This is a genomic window from Polynucleobacter wuianus (genome assembly GCF_001659725.1).
In the GTDB taxonomy this organism is placed as follows: Bacteria; Pseudomonadota; Gammaproteobacteria; order Burkholderiales; family Burkholderiaceae; genus Polynucleobacter; species Polynucleobacter wuianus.
This window is the reverse complement of sequence record NZ_CP015922.1, coordinates 1,369,158-1,386,241: the sequence shown is the minus strand read 5'-3', so window position 1 is coordinate 1,386,241 and position 17,084 is coordinate 1,369,158. Positions and strand designations below refer to the sequence as shown.

The following is a 17,084-nucleotide window of genomic DNA, read 5'->3' as shown; positions in this document are numbered from 1 at the left end:
GACTTCTAAACGGTACGCTGAAATAGAGCTGGGGGGCGATGAATCAAATTGCTTAAAAAAGCCTCTCATTATGTCAGTTTGAGACCATGATTACAAGGGTTTTCCCGAATTAATTATGATGTAGTGATGGAATGGTTCACATTAAGCCTCTTATCGCCTACAAACGCAGGGATTGTGGATTTCTCGAGCTACTTGCTTGGAACCATACTTGTCATTTTGTTGCCCGGCCCCAATTCGCTTTATGTATTAACCATCGCAACGCAAAAGGGATGGCGCTCTGGCGCTTGGGGTGCGCTTGGAATCTTTATTGGCGATTCGATTCTGATGCTCGCTGTTGCCCTAGGTGCAGCCTCCTTATTGATGTCCTCTCCAATCTTATTTCAGTTGGTGCGTATCGTTGGGGCAATCTACTTGGCTTGGATGGGAATTGGCTTACTACGCAGTGGTATGGGACGTTGGACAAGCCAATCTCATGCAAAGATGTTTGAAATTCAAGCGCGCTTAATGCAATTGCATCCACTATTCGCAGCGCTATCTCTGTCGCTAACTAACCCTAAAGCGATCTTTTTCTTTATTGCATTCTTCTCGCAATTTATTAAGCCAGATTTTGCTCATCCAGCGATTACCTTTGTTTATCTCGCAATTATTCTGCAGTTGATGAGCATGGCTTATCTCACGGCGTTAATTTTGATGGGCCAATTTTTCTCAAAATACTTCCGTCACCATCATCGTTTAACAGCAGGGCTGTGGATACTCGCTGGAAGTCTCTTTATGGGGTTTGCCTTGCGACTGATACTTGTTTAATTACTTCAGGCGCTTTAAGAGGCGCTCAGTTTTATTGGTGTAAGGTGGGTGCGCCAACTTTGTCCCCTTGAACAGATTAGTGCCGAGTAATCCACTTACTTCTAAGATCGACTTTGGATAGCTAAAAGTATCAAAGCCTGCTTTACCGTGATACCTGCCCATACCGCTCGTACCAATACCACCGAATGGCAGGGACTCGTGGGCTGAGTGCAAGAACACATCGTTAATCGTGACGCCGCCTGATCGGGTCTGTTCTAAGACTTGCTGTAAATTTTTCTTATCTTTACCAAACCAGTAAAGGGCCAAGGGATGGGGCCTGCTATTGATATAGGAAATAGCTGCTGCAGTGTTTGCAATAGTCACTATTGGCAAAATAGGACCAAAGATTTCTTCATGAAGCACTCGGGAATCTTGAGGAACATCTATCAGCGCCACAGGTTCAAATCTTCTGGCGCCCGCGCCTGGATTATTGAGTAGTGGAATAACTTTTGCACCTCTGTCAACAGCATCGCTGACAAGATGTTGCCAGTATTGCAATTGTGCATCATCTATTGGCCCAGTCAGATCTTGGGGGTTGCTAAATTGTTTCTGGGCCGCAGCTTGCAACTCTTGTATGAACTGAGCTTGGTTACCCGCTTCAATCAAAACATAGTCCGGAGCAATACAAGTCTGACCGCCATTCAGAAGCTTGCCATAGGCCAAAGATGCAGCCACTTCTTTAAGTTTCGCGGAAGCATCGATGATGGCGGGTGATTTACCGCCAAGTTCCAGGGTAACAGGCGTGAGGTTTTCAGATGCTGCACGCATGACCTTTTTACCGACTGCCTCTGAGCCTGTGAAGAATAGGTGTGCAAAGGGAAGGGCAGCGAACTGCTCAGCAATATCAGGGCCGCCAGTGGTGACGCAAAATTCGCTAGGGTGAAAATATTCCTGAATAAGGCTTGCCAAAAATCCTGATGTGCGTGAGCTACGTTCAGAGGGTTTGAGCCAAATGCGATTGCCGGCAGCAAAAGCAGCAATTGCAGGAAGCAGGGCTAATCTCACTGGGTAGTTCCACGGGCTCATGATGCCAACCACGCCCATCGATTGGTTTTCAACCCAAGCCTGCGATGCCCCCATATAAAAAGGAGTATCCATCTGTACTGGCTTCAACCAGTCTTTAAGATGTTTACGGGTATATGCGCAGGCTTGATAAATTCCCTGAAATTCCACAAGGCGAGTTTCAATGGAATTTTTCACTCCAAAATCTGCCACGAGGGCTTTACAGATTTTGTCTTCATTTGCCGAAACCATTCTTTCGATTCGACCAATACGCTCAAGCCTTACTTCGAGCGAGGGATTGGGTTCGGCGGCATAGGCGGCCTTGATTTCGTCAAGTTGGATAGTGAAGCGATTCATAGTGGATTAATAGTTGGCAAGCATTGAAATAAGGCATTAGGATAAAGCCATGACCAAAATGACTGATAAAAATCCACCCCTATTAGAGCGAGCCACCTTAGGTGGCGGATGTTTTTGGTGTCTTGAGGCTGTTTATCAGCAAATTCAAGGTGTGAAAAGCATCGTATCTGGCTATGCCGGGGGTGCGCGGCCGAATCCTTCTTATGAGTCCGTCTGTACGGGTGCAACAGGTCATGCAGAAATCGTGGATATTGAATTTGATCCTGAGGCCATCTCATTTAGGGACCTGCTAGAAATCTTTTTTGTGATCCATGATCCCACTACATTGAACTATCAGGGCAATGATCATGGGACGCAATATCGCTCAGTGATTTTTACTCACAGCGATGAGCAGATCAAGATTGCGCACGAGGTAGTGCAAGAATTGGAAGATTCCAAAATCTATGCCAACTCGGTAGTGACGCAAATCGAACCAGCGCCAACAATTTATCCTGCAGAGGATTATCACCAGAATTATTTTCAGCAACATCCTTATCAAGGATATTGTGCTGCTGTCGTTGCCCCGAAGTTGGCGAAATTTAGAGCGAAATTTAAATCGCTTATTGCGCCACAGTATGTCTAGTAAGTGACTATGGGGCGAGGCGGCTAATGTTCCAATTGCCGCCATCTAGTTTGTAATGGATGCGGTCATGTAATCGGGAAGGGCGACCTTGCCAAAATTCAATCTCCGTTGGGCGCAAACGATAACCGCCCCAATGCGCAGGCCGTGGTGGAGCATCACCGAATTCGGATTTAAAACGTTTTTCCGCTTCTTCTAAAAATGCTCTACTAGGAATGGCCACACTTTGCGGAGAGGCCCAAGCACCAATCCGTGATGCTGGTGGACGCGAATGAAAGTACTGATCACTTTCCTCGGGGCTAACACGCTCAACTAGACCCTTAATTCGGACTTGGCGCTCCAGCTCGTGCCAGTGAAACAGCAATGCAGCTTGTGGGCGGGCAGCCAATTCTTGGCCTTTTTGGCTCTCATAGTTGGTAAAAAAGGTGAAGCCGTTTTCGTCAGCGCCTTTTAGTAAGACAATACGGGCTGATGGATTTCCTGCTTTATCGGCAGTTGCTAAGGTCATGGAGTTGGGTTCAGGGCACTCTGCTTTTACGGCTTGATCAAACCAAAGCTGAAAAAGGGATAAGGGCTGGTGTGGAACCTCGGTTTCAGACAGTTGACCAAAGGTATAGTTTTTGCGGAGTTGAGCAATGGAATCCATTTATTCAGTATAAAGAGAAGCTATGGCAGAAGACAAGGTTGAAGGCTTGAAAGAAGGTGACATAGAAGAACGCCGTTTCGGGGGAGTTTCTAGGCTCTATGGCCCAGATCTGCGTGCGCGCTTTCAGAAAGCCTCTGTTGTTGTGGCTGGTCTAGGAGGCGTTGGTTCCTGGGCAGCAGAAGCCTTGGCACGAACCGGTATTGGTCATCTAGTACTGGTTGATTTTGATCACATTGCTGAGAGTAATACCAATCGTCAGCTGCATGCTTTTGAAGGTCAGTATGGCAAAGCCAAAGTAGAGGCGATGACTCAACGTATTCTGCAAATCAATCCAGCAATTCAAATCACTGCTTGCGATGAATTTCTCGAACCAGAAAATCTTGATCGCATTATTCCTGGCGATGCTTATGTATTAGATGCGACAGATTCAGTGCAAACCAAAATTGCCCTATCTGTTTGGGCGAGGGAAAGCAATCGTGCTTTGGTCATGTGTGGTGCTGCTGGTGGAAAGACCGACCCAACCTCGGTTCGATGTGATGACTTATCTCGCACTGAACAAGACGCATTGTTAGCAAAAGTACGTCAGGGTCTGCGGCAAGATCATGGTTTTTCAAGAAACCTCAAACACAAGATCGGCATCCGAGCCATTTACTCTCATGAACCAAGAGCTGGCGCATCTACTGGCGGCTTGGCATGTTCTGGCTATGGTTCTACTGTCATGGTGACCGCTGCTTGCGGCTTAGCTGCCGCTGCAGAGATCCTCAATTTGATCGGTCAAGATCAAAAGTAAGTTCATCTATAAACAAACGCGATTATTTTGCTGTAAATCCTTAAGGGGATTCCCTGTAGGAAATTACTGATTCTGTTGCAGTCATATCCACTCGCTGAGTGTGCCCCCTCATGATTTAAAAGTGTTTTATTGCTTTTGAGTATTTACTTTTAATCATTTAATCACTTTAGTTATTTTTAGCCTCTAGTACAGATGAGCAGTCCTCCCTAGACTTTGCTTCGTTGGTAAATCGCCAACGACAAATCGAAAGGAGGTCTCTTTTGCAGACTGAACAAACCGGCTTGAAACGCCACCTTAAAGTGAGGCACATTCGTTTAATGGCCTTAGGTTCAACGATTGGCGTTGGATTATTTCTGGGATCTGCGAGTGCAATTCAAATCGCTGGTCCATCCATTCTTTTGGGGTATCTGCTGGCAGGGATTGTTGCCTTCATCGTCTTGCGAACGCTTGGCGAGATGGCGGTTCATGAGCCCGTAGCAGGTTCTTTTGCTGCCTATGCCAATACCTATGTAGGACCACTAGCAGGCTATATGGTGGGCTGGGGCTATTGGACCTACTGGATTGTGGTTGGTATTGCTGAAGTCACGGCTGTAGGTATTTATATGGGAATTTGGTTTCCGGAAATACCACAGTGGATTTGGGCGCTGTCCTCAATCGTCATGATGGGTTTAATCAACCTCATTGCAGTAAAAGTATTTGGTGAGTTTGAATTTTGGTTTGCGCTTATTAAGGTGGTCGCCATTGTTGCCATGATTACTTTAGGTGGATCTGTCATTCTGTTTGGTTTTACGAATGATTGGCAACCAATTGGTTTGAGTAATCTTTGGCAGCATGGTGGCTTCTTCCCAAATGGTATCAGTGGCATGTTGCTCTCCTTGCAAATGGTGTTGTTTGCTTACGTTGGCATCGAGATGATTGGTTTATCTGCTGGTGAAGCTGAGAACCCTAAGAAAACCATTCCTATGGCAATTGATTCATTGGCATGGCGCATCTTGATTTTCTATATGGGCGCAATTCTCGTCATCTTGGCGATCTTCCCTTGGAATGAAGTGGGGCAGCAGGGCAGTCCATTTGTGGTGATGTTTGAGCGTATTGGATTGCGAGAGGCTGCAGGCGTCATTAACTTTGTCGTGATTACTGCCGCACTCTCATCTTGCAATGCAGGCATCTTCAGTGGCGGTCGCTTGTTGTATGCCTTGTCTTGCAATGGTTACGCGCCAGCACCTTTTGCTAAGTTGTCAAAGTATGGCGTTCCTCATCGCGCGGTAATGGCTACCGTTGCGGTCTGCATGTCAGGTGTAGTGCTAAATTATTTTGTTCCCGATAAGGCCTTCCAATACATTATGGCCGCAGTCACCTTTGTGGGTTTGATGGTTTGGATTGCGATCTTATTTACGCAAATGCAATTTCGTCGTTCATTAACTAAAGCGCAAGTGGCCGAGTTAGGTTATCGCGCGCCTTGGTGGCCGTATTCCTCGTGGTTTGCTCTGGCATTTATTTTTTTAGTAGTGGTGTTAATGGGCTTTCATGAGGATGCACGGATGGCATTGATTTTGGGTCCGTGTTTATTAGGCGTGTACCTCGCGATGTTTTACATCGTTGGCTTGCATCGCAAAACCAAAACTAGTCGTCAATTTAAATAAAAGGAGATAGCAATGATTATTGGCGTTCCACAGGAAGTAAAAAATAATGAGTTTCGGGTGGGTCTCACCCCAGGCAATGTCAGTGGGTTATGTCGACAGGGACATTCGGTCTTAGTTCAAAGAGGCGCGGGTATGCAAATTGGTCTCAGTGATGAGTCTTATCGGATTGCGGGTGCTACTTTGATCAATAGCGCTGCCGAAGTATTTCAAAAAGCAGAAATGATTGTGAAGGTGAAAGAGCCTCAGCCACAGGAATGTGCCATGTTGCGTGAAGATCAAATTCTATTCACCTATTTGCATCTTGCCCCAGACCCAGTTCAAACCAGAGCCTTATTGGGATCTGGCGCAACCTGTATAGCCTATGAGACGGTTACCGCTATCAATGGTGCATTGCCCTTACTTGCTCCAATGAGTGAGGTAGCAGGACGAATGTCGATACAAGCTGCTGCATCCCATTTAGAAAAAACTCAAGGAGGCTTAGGTGTTTTAATGGCTGGTGTGCCGGGTGTATCACCAGCAAAAATTGTGATTCTGGGTGGTGGTGTTGTAGGTCGCAATGCTTTACAAATAGCGGTAGGTATGGGCGCAGATGTTTGTATTTTTGATCGCGATATTGATCGTCTGCGCCAAATTGACATGTTCTATGGCAATCGCGTGCGGACTTTTTATTCTGATAGTTTGCTCATTGAACAGGAGGTGTGTGAGGCTGATGTGGTGATTGGTGCCGTATTGCTGCCGGGCGGTGCAGCGCCAAAATTAGTAAGCCATGAGATGGTGAAGAAAATGAAAGCGGGTGCGGTGGTTGTGGATGTAGCGATTGATCAAGGCGGTTGCTTTGAAACGTCTAAACCTACTACTCATGCAGATCCCACTTTTTTAGTTGATGGGGTGCTGCACTACTGTGTAGCGAATATGCCGGGCGCCGTTGCCAGAACTTCAACCTTCGCGCTTACCAATGCGACTTACCCTTTTGTGGAGGCTTTGGCGAATCGCGGGATTGTGAAAGCACTAGCTATTGATCATCACTTGCGTAATGGCTTGAGTATTCATAAAGGTGTTTTGACCTCCAAGCCCGTTGCTCAAGCTCAGGGCCTAGACTTTTCACTGGCAGAGGAGCTTTTTGTGGCTTAGTCATATTGAGGATTTAAACTGGTTGAATACAAACTTATTCATATCAGAAGATCCATGGACTTTTCAGCTTTAACCCTCTCCGCTGGTGTTGTTGCATTGGCGGAGATGGGTGACAAAACCCAATTACTTTCTTTGATGCTAGCCGCTCGCTACCCCAAGCAGGCGCTAGCCATCATTGCCGGTATTTTTATTGCGACAGTTGCAAATCATGCTTGCGCCGCCCTACTCGGGCATTGGCTGATGACTTTAATTTCTCCTGACGTGATGCGCTGGATTTTAGGTGCTAGCTTTCTGGGTATTGGTTTATGGCTTTTGGTTCCCGATCACATTGATGATGCGGCAGGCTCTAAAGTGGCCGATCGCGCCTTCCAAGTTTTTACATTGACAGTTGTGTTGTTCTTCTTGGCTGAGATGGGTGATAAAACACAGATTGCAACGATTGCATTGGGCGCTCGATATGAAGATGTCATTTCGGTAACGTTAGGCACCACATTGGGGATGATGTTGGCCAATGCCCCAGCGGTTTGGATTGGTCAGAAATTTACCCGGCGTATGCCGATCAAATGGGTACATGCTGTTGCTGCAGTAAGCTTTATTGCTATTGGCATAGCAACCCTAGTGTGGAGTTAATTCACTCCTCTGCATTGCCTGGCTTCAAGACTTAAAATAATCAGATGAAAACTGATCTACCTCAGAGCTTTCGAAGGCTCGAATACCGTCCCCCTGTTTATACCTTTGACCAAGTGGAATTGGATATTGCTTTAGATCCAGCCCGCACGATTGTTAAAAGCAAAATTGAAGTAATACCGGGAAAGAGTTTTGAGCCTGGCGCACCACTGGTATTAGCAGGTCAAGAACTGGAGTTTGTCAGTCTGCGAATCAATGGCGAGGCGCATCGCCATTTTGAGCTTACCCCAGAAGCCTTAACGATTCGCTCTTTACCAAATGAGGGTAAAGATCAGTTTGTATTAGAGATCATTTGTATCTGCGTTCCAGAAAAAAATACGACCTTGATGGGTTTGTATGTCTCTAATGGGAACTTTTTCACTCAATGTGAAGCAGAGGGCTTTCGCAAGATTACTTACTTCTTGGATAGACCAGATGTGATGGCGCGCTATCGCGTCACGTTGCAAGCGCGTGAAGCAGAGTGTCCTGTATTGCTTTCCAATGGCAATTTATTAAAAGAAGAGAAGCTGCCTAATGGATGGCATAGCGCGACTTGGGAAGATCCATTCCCTAAACCATCTTATTTATTTGCCCTGGTAGCAGGCAAGCTGGAGTGCATAGAAGAAACGATTACCACTAGTAGCGGTGCTAAGAAACTCTTGCAAATCTGGGTTGAGCCGCATGACCTGAAAAAGACTCGTCATGCAATGGATTCTTTAATTGCCTCGATTCATTGGGATGAAAAGCGCTTTGGCCTTGAGTTAGATCTCGAACGCTTCATGATTGTTGCTGTTAGCGACTTCAATATGGGGGCGATGGAGAACAAGGGTTTGAATATTTTCAATACCAAGTTTGTTCTTGCACAACCAGAAACTGCAACAGATGCTGACTTTGCCAATATTGAAAGCGTGGTTGCACATGAGTACTTCCATAACTGGACCGGTAACCGTGTGACCTGCCAAGATTGGTTCCAGCTTTCTCTCAAAGAAGGCTTAACAGTATTCAGAGATCAAGAGTTCTCTGCAGATCAAATGGGTAGTGAGTCTGGTAGGGCGGTAAAGCGTATTGAAGATGTGCGACTGTTACGTCAGCTGCAGTTTCCAGAAGATGCGGGTCCGATGGCTCATCCTATTCGCCCTGATGAGTATCAAGAAATTAATAACTTCTATACCGTTACCGTGTATGAGAAGGGCTCTGAGGTGGTGCGGATGTATCAAACCTTGCTCGGTAGAGATGGTTTCCGCAAAGGGATGGATTTGTATTTCAAGCTCCACGATGGACAAGCGGTGACTTGTGATGACTTCTTGGCTGCAATGGCTGATGCCAACGGCAAAGATCTAACTCAGTTCAGAAACTGGTACAGCCAAGCTGGCACACCAAGAGTCAAAGTAGAGGAGATGTATGACCCTGCCAAAAAGCAGTATCACCTCATGCTGACCCAAAGTTGCGCCCCTACACCTGCACAGCCTGAGAAAAAGCCATTTCATATTCCATTGAAAATGCGCTTGATTACTTCAGCCAATGACCTACCAGAACAATTACTAGGATTAACTGAGCCCACCCAATCTTGGACTTTTGACAATATCGCTGAGCGTCCTGTTTTATCAATTAACCGTAATTTTTCTGCTCCAATCCATTTAGATTTCGAGCAAAGCGAAGCTGATCTTCTGAGCTTGCTCTCTAGTGATGACGATCCTTTTAATCGTTGGGAGGCGGGTCAGAAGCTGGCTATGCAAATGATTCTGAACAATCGCTTGCCTGATGCTGCGCTGATGAATGCGTATCGAAACCTATTACTAGATCCTGAGCTCGATCCTGCGTTTAAAGAGCTGGCCCTCACTTTGCCTGCTGAGTCTTATTTGTATGAGCAGTGCTCAAGTGTAGATCCACAACAAATCTTTACTGCCCGCCGTGCTTTCCGTAGAGAAATTGCTAAGCAGCTTCAGCTTGAGTGGGCTGCGCTGTATCAGCAGAACCAAACACCCGGACCATTTAAATCTGATGCTCAAGATTCTGGTAAGCGCGCATTAAAGAACTTGGCGCTCAGTATGTTGCTGGAAGCTGATCCTAAGATTTGGGCGCCAATGGCGATCAATCAATATCAGATTGCTGACAATATGACCGATCGCTATGCGGCATTCGCGGCGTTAGTCATTCATGGTGCTAAGGGCGCAAATGATTGTTTAAATGATTTCTTTAGTCGTTTTGCTAATGATACTTTAGTCATTGATAAATGGTTTGCATTGCAATCGAGTCGTCCACCGGTTGATGGTCTTGAGTCAACGCTAGCTGATGTCAAACGATTGCGTGAACATCCAGCCTTCAAATTAAACAATCCAAACCGTGCACGTAGCGTAATTCATGCCTTCTGTGCCAATAATCCTGCAAGCTTTCATCAGGCTGATGGCAGTGGTTATGCGTTCTGGGCAGAGAGCGTGCTCGCTCTAGACCCAATCAACCCGCAAGTTGCTGCTCGTCTGGCAAGAGCCTTAGATCGTTGGCGCTTATTTGCGCAGCCTTATCAAAGCCAAATGAAAGCGGCATTGGAGCGGGTTGCTGCTTGTCCAACCCTTTCACCAGATGTACGAGAGGTTATTGGTAAGGCTTTGGGGAACTGATTTTGAAAGACTTTACTAGTGAAGCTGCTGGTTATAAGAGATGCCAAGCAGACTAGCAAGCGATTCAAGATGTTTATCAAAAGTCCAAATGAGTGCATTTTCAGATAGAAGGGTAGAGGCAAGTAGCGATACATCAATCGCTCCGCATCCTGACTCATAAAGTTTATGCGCTTCAATGAACTGTAATGTTTCTTCAGTAGTGGCTACGGTTGCTTGCTGCAATCGTTTGACATCGCTAATCGTTCTTAAGCGTGGTGAAGGCGGGGATCCGCATGCTAGCTCAATCAAAACTAGCGGATGACAGAGTATTCGATCATTTGTTAGTAAAGATATAAATAATGGATTAGATTTTCTGAAGTGAGCTACCCATACCGAGGTATCCGCCAAAATCATTGTCATATTTATTGAGCGCCATTGGATTTGCGTCGAGGAATACTTTTCATTTGCGGCGCTTTCCCGCCTAAGGCAGCTAGCCTTTTAGCAATTTGCACTCGAATAAAAACATTCATCGCTTCACGGAAAAGGTCTGCCTTATCCATGCCAGGATCAGCAAGCTCTAGACCGCTTTGATATAGATCATCATCAATAGTTACGGTGGTTCTCATTACTTACTCCTCATCAATATTGATGCATAATAACATCAATTAAAACATCATAAATGATCGTAAATACCTTTAATAGTCGGTAAGTAGCATTTTTGGGTTTATAGATACCTATTTTTCGATGAGACTGTAATTACAAGGCAAAATAGACCCCTATCCCACCTCACTAGCGTCTTGGAGAAATCGTTTTGTCTTCTAGTACCCACATTAATTTCAAGCAATATCTAGCAACCGCTAAACCGAGTGGTGCTGCAATTCCTGCTGGACTGCAAGACTTGCTGACTGCTGTTGTTAGCACCTGCTCCACCTTAAGTCACGAAGTGGCGCAGGGCGCCTTGATTGGTTTATTGGGCTCTGCCGGTACGGGTAACGTACAGGGTGAGGTTCAGCAAAAGTTAGACATCATTGCCAATGATTTATTAATCGATGGCGTGAAGGGTTGTAAGTCGCTTGCTGGTCTGGCTTCTGAAGAAATGGAATTGCCCGTGCCCGTGCAAGGTACTGGAGACTATCTTTTATTGTTTGATCCATTGGATGGTTCATCTAATATTGATGTGAATGTATCTATTGGTACGATCTTCTCCATTCTCAAAAAACAAGATCCACAGGCGCCATTACAAACTGCTGATTTCTTGTTATCGGGTCGCCATCAGGTTGCAGCTGGTTATGTAGTCTATGGCCCTCAAACAACGATGGCTTTGACTTTGGGCGATGGTGTAGTGATGTTCACCTTAAATAAGGTGACTGGCGAATTCCTGTTAATTAAAGATGCAGTCACTATTGCACATTCCACCAAAGAATTTGCAATCAATATGTCGAATATGCGTCACTGGGCCGATCCAGTACGTCGCTATGTTGAAGAGTGCTTGGCTGGTGTAGGTGGGACCCGTGAAAAAGATTTCAATATGCGTTGGATTGCCTCGATGGTGGCTGATGTACATCGTGTGCTCTCACGCGGTGGTGTCTTTATGTATCCATGGGATCAACGAGAGCCCCATAAGCCTGGCAAATTGCGCTTGATGTACGAGGCTAACCCAATGAGCTTCTTGGTTGAGCAGGCGGGCGGGGCGTCTACCAACGGCAAAGACATCATCATGGATTTGCAGCCTACCGATTTGCATGAGCGTGTATCGGTAATGTTGGGATCTAAAGAAGAGATTGATCGTCTGCGTCATTACCACTCTTAATTAAAGACTGCAGTTCTTCCGAAAAGCAAAAACCCAATCAGACGATTGGGTTTTTTTGTTTCTGAGTTCATAGATTACGAAAACTCTAGGGTTGAACCTTTTCCTTTAGATAGGCCAGCGATTCTTCTACTTGGTCAATCAGAATCAAGCAAACATCGCCTTCAGAGACTTCACTCAAGGCGGTATCAATTGCCTTGAACTCACCATGAATCTCTTTTACTTCCTTGGCTTTAGTTGTTCCTACTAGACCTTCTTGTAGGAGTCTTAAAACTTCGCCATCTTCACGGCCGCGTTGGCAGGCGTCTTGATAAAGAATCACATTATCAAAAGCGTTTCCCAGAACCCTAGTGAGATCGCGAATATCTTCATCGCGACGATCGCCAGCGCCGCTAATCACCACATGGCTTTTCTTGGGTTTCATGGCTGCTACAGCGCTAGTTAATGCGCGCATGGCATCAGGATTGTGACCGTAGTCTGCAATCACTGTGGCACCTTTGTGCTTGAATTGATTAAAGCGTCCTGGTACGGCATTTGCAGTACTCTCAAAACTATTTAAGCCACGTGCAATCTTTTCGGCATCTAGACCTAAGGCCCAAGCGGCACCAATGGCTGCCATGGCATTTTCAATTTGAAAGCCGAGCACACCATTTTGCGTCAGTGGAATTTCGCTGACAGGGAAGCGATACATCACACGCGAACCTTTGGAGGCAACAATATAGGTGCCATCAAAGAAGATTACTTTTTTGTTCTTCGCACGATGAGCGGTAATTACTGGGTGATGTTGGTTCTGAGCAAAGAAGATCACGCGACCAGAACACTTGTCACCCATCTTGGCAACCATCGGGTCAGCAGCATTGAGAACAGCAGCCCCAGTAGGTGCTACGTTTTGTACGATAACGCGCTTCAGAATGGCTAAATCTTCAACACTAGTGATGTAGTTCAAGCCTAAGTGATCACCTTCACCAATATTAGTAACAACTGCTACTTCGCAGCGATCAAAACCGAGGCCTTCACGTAATAAGCCGCCCCGAGCGGTTTCTAATACGGCAGCATCAACATCGGGATGCATTAATACATTGCGAGCACTCTTCGGACCACTGCAATCGCCAGTATCGATGAGGCGATGGTTGATATACACACCATCAGTTCCGGTCATGCCCACACGTAGACCGGTTTCACTCAACAGATGAGAAATCAAACGTACTGTAGTGGTCTTACCATTGGTGCCAGTAACTGCAACAACCGGAATGCGACCATCTTCCCCAAGGGGGAACATCATATTAATAATGTCTTCACCAACTGGGCGACCTTTGCCATAGGATGGCTTTAAGTGCATACGCAGTCCTGGGGCAGCATTGACTTCAACAATGCCACCGCCTTGTTGTTCTAGAGGTTTGTAGATGGATTCACAAAGAATATCTACACCGGCAATATCTAGGCCAATCATTTGTGCTGCTGCCACAGCACTTGCTGCGACATCTGGGTGAACATCATCTGTAACATCAGTAGCGGTACCGCCAGTACTCAGGTTGGCATTGTTGCGTAGTAAAACGCGCTCACCAGTTTTTGGTACATATTGCGGAGTAAGTCCATTGCTCGCTAAATGCGCAAGGGCAATATCGTCAAAACGAATCTTGGTTAATGCAGTTGCATGCCCATCACCACGCAAGGGATTTTGATTTTCTTTTTCAACCAGCTCTGCGACGGTATGTTTGCCATCGCCTACCACTTGAGCTGGCTCACGACGAGCGGCAGCAGATAAGCGATTTCCCACAACCAAGAGGCGATAGTCAGCCCCAGGAAGATAGCGCTCCACAATCGTCTCGCGACCGAACCCTTGAGTCACTTCAAAGCCAGCACGCACTTCTTCTTCAGTCTGAATGTTGGCAACAACACCTTTGCCTTGGTTGCCATCTTTGGGTTTGAGAACAATTGGGCCGCCAATCTTTTGAGCAGCACGCCATGCATCATCAGCATTTGTCACTACTTCACCAATGGGAACCGATACACCAGCAGCAGCGAGTAGATTTTTGGTAAGCTCTTTATCTTGTGCAATCGCTTCCGCGATTGCGCTGGTATCACTGGTTTCTGCTGCCTGAATCCGTTTTTGTTTGCTGCCCCAGCCAAACTGCACCATACTGCCTTCGGTCATGCGGCGATAGGGGATATTGCGTTGCACCGCTGCATCCACAATTGAACCAGTGCTGGGTCCCAGACGCACATCTTCATAGAGCGCTTCTAATTCAGATAAGGCGGCAGCTAAATCAAATGGAGCATCATTCAGTGTTGCCTGAATCAGCGCAAAGCCAAAGTCAAATGCCATGCGACCAACAACTTCTTCAATGTATTCAACAACAACCTGGTAAACACCCTCATCAATAGTTTGTACCGTGCGACTGAAAGTTACTGGGCAACCTGCTTGCGCTTGTAGACCTAGCGCAGCATGCTCAAGAGCATGAGCAAGTGATAAAACTTCTGTATGGCCGCCGCGACGCATGCTACCGAGTTGTGGGAAGCGTTCACGAATCTTGGTTTCAAATTGGGGAATCGCATCAATCGAGCGCTCAGAAACTTCGCAAGTCACAATTGCTTCTAAAGCAGTATGACGGCTCCATAAATTGGGGCCACGTAGCATACGAATGCGGGTGATTTCCAATTAAGCCCCTATCGTGTTTGTAGCGTCTGGTACAAAGGTTTCTGCACCAGCTTCAATAACATTAAACGGAATATCCAAAGCCCATGCAGCAGCAATGGCGGCGCCCAGGTTCATGGCCTTCCATGGCGAAGCACTGCTGGCTTCGGAGTGTCGAGGCATCGGGATGGATTTCTGATCCAGCTTGCCAGACTTCAGGGTAATTTGCTGTTTACCAACGAGTACAACGCGACCACCATTTTGTAGGTGGGTCTTAACAACTTCAGAGTCAGGATTCTCGCTAAAGAAGATCACCTGACCATCACAGAGTTCGGCCATCTGAACGCACATTGGATCATCTGCATTGAGAACGCCAACACCAGTAGGTAGAACTACGTCAATTTGGGTGCGAACAATACTAAAGACTTGATCTTCATCGTAGATCGCGTATTGAGGAAAGTTTGCTTTATGGTCCACATTGAGTACAACTCCAACTTGGCAGCGATCGTATGCTAAGCCTTCGATTAACATAGAGAGGTGATTGTTTTCAATCACAGCTGCTTCTACAGCGCGATTGAGTAAAGTGCGACGGGCGTTTTCCCAATTAGATGCGTTGGTGTTGGGGATGGCACGATTACCAAAAAATAAACCTTTGCTACAAGACAAGCCAACGTAGACATTGGTGAGGCGCAGGAAGTGGGCAACCATTTCAGCAACAGGCGTTTTACCGCTTTCACCGCAAATGCCGACTAATGGAACGCGGAAGTCAGCGCCCGCGGGAAAGAGGTGATTTGCAATCTCTTTACCAACGGGCTGAGGCTTACCACTCGCAGGTTTGAGATGCATGAGAAGGCCTGGGCCAGCATTCACTTCCACGATTGCCGCATTTTGTTCTGCAAGAGGACGGCTAATATCTTGAGCTACTAAGTCAACACCAGCAATTTCTAAGCCAACAACACGTGCCGCTAAGGCGACTTGGCTAGCAACATCGGGATGTACTAAGTCGGTCACATCAAACGCCACGTTGCCATTACTCTGAATTAACACTTTATGGTCAACTGCGGGGATACTTGCACCAGTGAGTTGTTGACGAGCAAGTTCAAGCTCCACCGCAGAATCAATGCGCACGGGATTGAGAGGATGTTCTTCAGCAGTGCCGCGACGTGGATCAGAATTAATCTGAATCTGAATCAATTCTTGAACGGTGTGTTTGCCATCACCAGTGACCCATACGGTTTCACCTTTGGCAGCAGCAACAACTTTATTACCAACTACCAGTAAACGGTGTTCATCGCCAACAATATGACGCTCCACTAACACTTCACTACCTTCATTAATTGCTACTGCATAAGCAGCTTCAATTTCTTTTTGGGTATAGAGGTTAATAAAAACACCGCGACCGTGGTTACCATCGATTGGCTTAACAACTACTGGCAAACCAATATCTTGCGCCGCTTCCCAAGCGTCATCAGGACTGGTAACGGTTCTGCCTTCTGGGGTTGGAACACCAGCGCTACGTAATAAGCTCTTTGTGAGGTCTTTATCCCTAGAGATGGTTTCAGCGATCGCGCTGGTTTGGTCTGTTTCTGCTGTCCAGATACGGCGTTGTTTAGCACCGTAGCCTAGTTGCACCAGATTACCTTCAGATAAACGAATAGAGGGAATGCCGCGCTCTTCAGCCGCATTAACAATACAGGCGGTACTAGGGCCGAGCAATAAATCATCGCCAAGGTCGCGCAGCTTTTCGACAATATCTTGAACTAAAGCAACACAATCTTGTGTATCTTGGGCAAGAGCGAGATAAAGATCACGTGCATATTTTAATGCTGTCAGAGTCACTTCTTCATTGATTGCGCTGACCATGACTTTGTATACGCTGCGACGATCACCGTCACGCGCTTTTCCAAATCCACCAGGAATGCCCGCAAGATTTTGTAACTCAAGCGTGAGATGCTCCATGATGTGAGCAGGCCAAGTGCCTTCCTCAACACGTTTGAGGAAGCCACCTGTCTCACCATAACTACAGCGATGTTCAATGAGGCTAGGAAGGGCTTTGACCAAGCGGTCATAAAAGCCGGGAATGAGATTGGATGGATAGTCTTCTAGATCCCCAATATCAATCCAAACCTCAATGACGGGATGGTAAGTCCACATATTGGGGCCACGGAGATGCTTAACACTCAGGATCTCGATGGATTTATCTAGTAATTGGGGCATTTAAGGTATTGCGAGGGGTCAGCGCCAGGTTTTGAGGGTCGACGCGGTTGACTGTCTCTCAGTTTCTAGTTTTATTGAAAATCCACAAAAATTACAAAAATACATAAAAAGGACTACATCGCTAATTTAAC

General features: G+C 46.4%; 14 protein-coding genes. 8 read left to right on the top strand and 6 right to left on the bottom strand.

Going from position 1 to position 17,084, the window contains the following annotated elements; translation table 11 throughout:
• Positions 1-126: 126 nt before the first annotated feature.
• Positions 127-804 (top strand): leucine efflux protein LeuE, encoded by a 678-nt coding sequence (gene leuE / locus A8O14_RS07155; RefSeq protein WP_068948872.1) that lies wholly within the window; start codon positions 127-129, stop codon positions 802-804.
• On the opposite strand, the gene A8O14_RS07150 is transcribed toward leuE, so the two are convergent.
• Positions 805-2,202, bottom strand: a complete 1,398-nt coding sequence (locus A8O14_RS07150) for a coniferyl aldehyde dehydrogenase (RefSeq protein WP_068948871.1) — start codon at positions 2,200-2,202, stop codon at positions 805-807. It lies immediately after the preceding gene.
• A gap of 49 nt (positions 2,203-2,251) precedes the next feature.
• Here A8O14_RS07150 and msrA point away from each other — a divergent pair, with 49 nt between their 5' ends.
• A complete protein-coding gene (msrA, locus tag A8O14_RS07145; RefSeq protein ID WP_068948870.1) occupies positions 2,252-2,824 on the top strand; it encodes a peptide-methionine (S)-S-oxide reductase MsrA in 573 nt (190 codons plus the stop codon).
• Between the two features lie 7 nt (positions 2,825-2,831).
• On the opposite strand, the gene pdxH is transcribed toward msrA, so the two are convergent.
• Positions 2,832-3,467 (bottom strand): pyridoxamine 5'-phosphate oxidase, encoded by a 636-nt coding sequence (pdxH, locus tag A8O14_RS07140; RefSeq protein WP_068948869.1) that lies wholly within the window; start codon positions 3,465-3,467, stop codon positions 2,832-2,834.
• A gap of 22 nt (positions 3,468-3,489) precedes the next feature.
• Here pdxH and A8O14_RS07135 point away from each other — a divergent pair, with 22 nt between their 5' ends.
• The 5 genes from A8O14_RS07135 (at position 3,490) to pepN (ending at position 10,315) form a co-directional block, all read left to right on the top strand.
• Positions 3,490-4,257, top strand: a complete 768-nt coding sequence (locus tag A8O14_RS07135) for a tRNA threonylcarbamoyladenosine dehydratase (RefSeq protein WP_068948868.1) — start codon at positions 3,490-3,492, stop codon at positions 4,255-4,257.
• 317 nt (positions 4,258-4,574) lie between these two features.
• Positions 4,575-5,900 (top strand): amino acid permease, encoded by a 1,326-nt coding sequence (locus tag A8O14_RS07130; protein ID WP_304609584.1) that lies wholly within the window; start codon positions 4,575-4,577, stop codon positions 5,898-5,900.
• Between the two features lie 12 nt (positions 5,901-5,912).
• Positions 5,913-7,031: an alanine dehydrogenase gene (ald, locus tag A8O14_RS07125; RefSeq protein WP_068948867.1), complete on the top strand. Its 1,119-nt coding sequence runs from the start codon at positions 5,913-5,915 to the stop codon at positions 7,029-7,031.
• Between the two features lie 54 nt (positions 7,032-7,085).
• A complete protein-coding gene (locus A8O14_RS07120; RefSeq protein WP_068948866.1) occupies positions 7,086-7,661 on the top strand; it encodes a TMEM165/GDT1 family protein in 576 nt (191 codons plus the stop codon).
• A gap of 44 nt (positions 7,662-7,705) precedes the next feature.
• Complete coding sequence (pepN, locus tag A8O14_RS07115) at positions 7,706-10,315, top strand: aminopeptidase N (RefSeq protein WP_068948865.1); 2,610 nt, start codon at positions 7,706-7,708, stop codon at positions 10,313-10,315.
• A gap of 15 nt (positions 10,316-10,330) precedes the next feature.
• On the opposite strand, the gene A8O14_RS07110 is transcribed toward pepN, so the two are convergent.
• Entirely contained in the window at positions 10,331-10,714 is a 384-nt protein-coding gene (locus A8O14_RS07110) for a type II toxin-antitoxin system VapC family toxin (protein ID WP_068948864.1), read from the bottom strand.
• 2 nt (positions 10,715-10,716) lie between these two features.
• Positions 10,717-10,920, bottom strand: coding sequence for an antitoxin of toxin-antitoxin stability system (locus A8O14_RS07105; RefSeq protein ID WP_068948863.1), 204 nt, complete (start codon positions 10,918-10,920; stop codon positions 10,717-10,719).
• 185 nt (positions 10,921-11,105) lie between these two features.
• On the opposite strand from A8O14_RS07105, the gene A8O14_RS07100 reads away from it, so the two are divergent.
• Positions 11,106-12,104, top strand: coding sequence for a class 1 fructose-bisphosphatase (locus tag A8O14_RS07100; RefSeq protein WP_216861565.1), 999 nt, complete (start codon positions 11,106-11,108; stop codon positions 12,102-12,104).
• Positions 12,105-12,189: 85 nt separating this feature from the next.
• On the opposite strand, the gene cphA is transcribed toward A8O14_RS07100, so the two are convergent.
• Complete coding sequence (gene cphA / locus A8O14_RS07095; RefSeq protein ID WP_068948862.1) at positions 12,190-14,760, bottom strand: cyanophycin synthetase; 2,571 nt, start codon at positions 14,758-14,760, stop codon at positions 12,190-12,192.
• Entirely contained in the window at positions 14,761-16,953 is a 2,193-nt protein-coding gene (locus A8O14_RS07090) for a cyanophycin synthetase (protein WP_068948861.1), read from the bottom strand.
• Positions 16,954-17,084 lie beyond the last annotated feature (131 nt).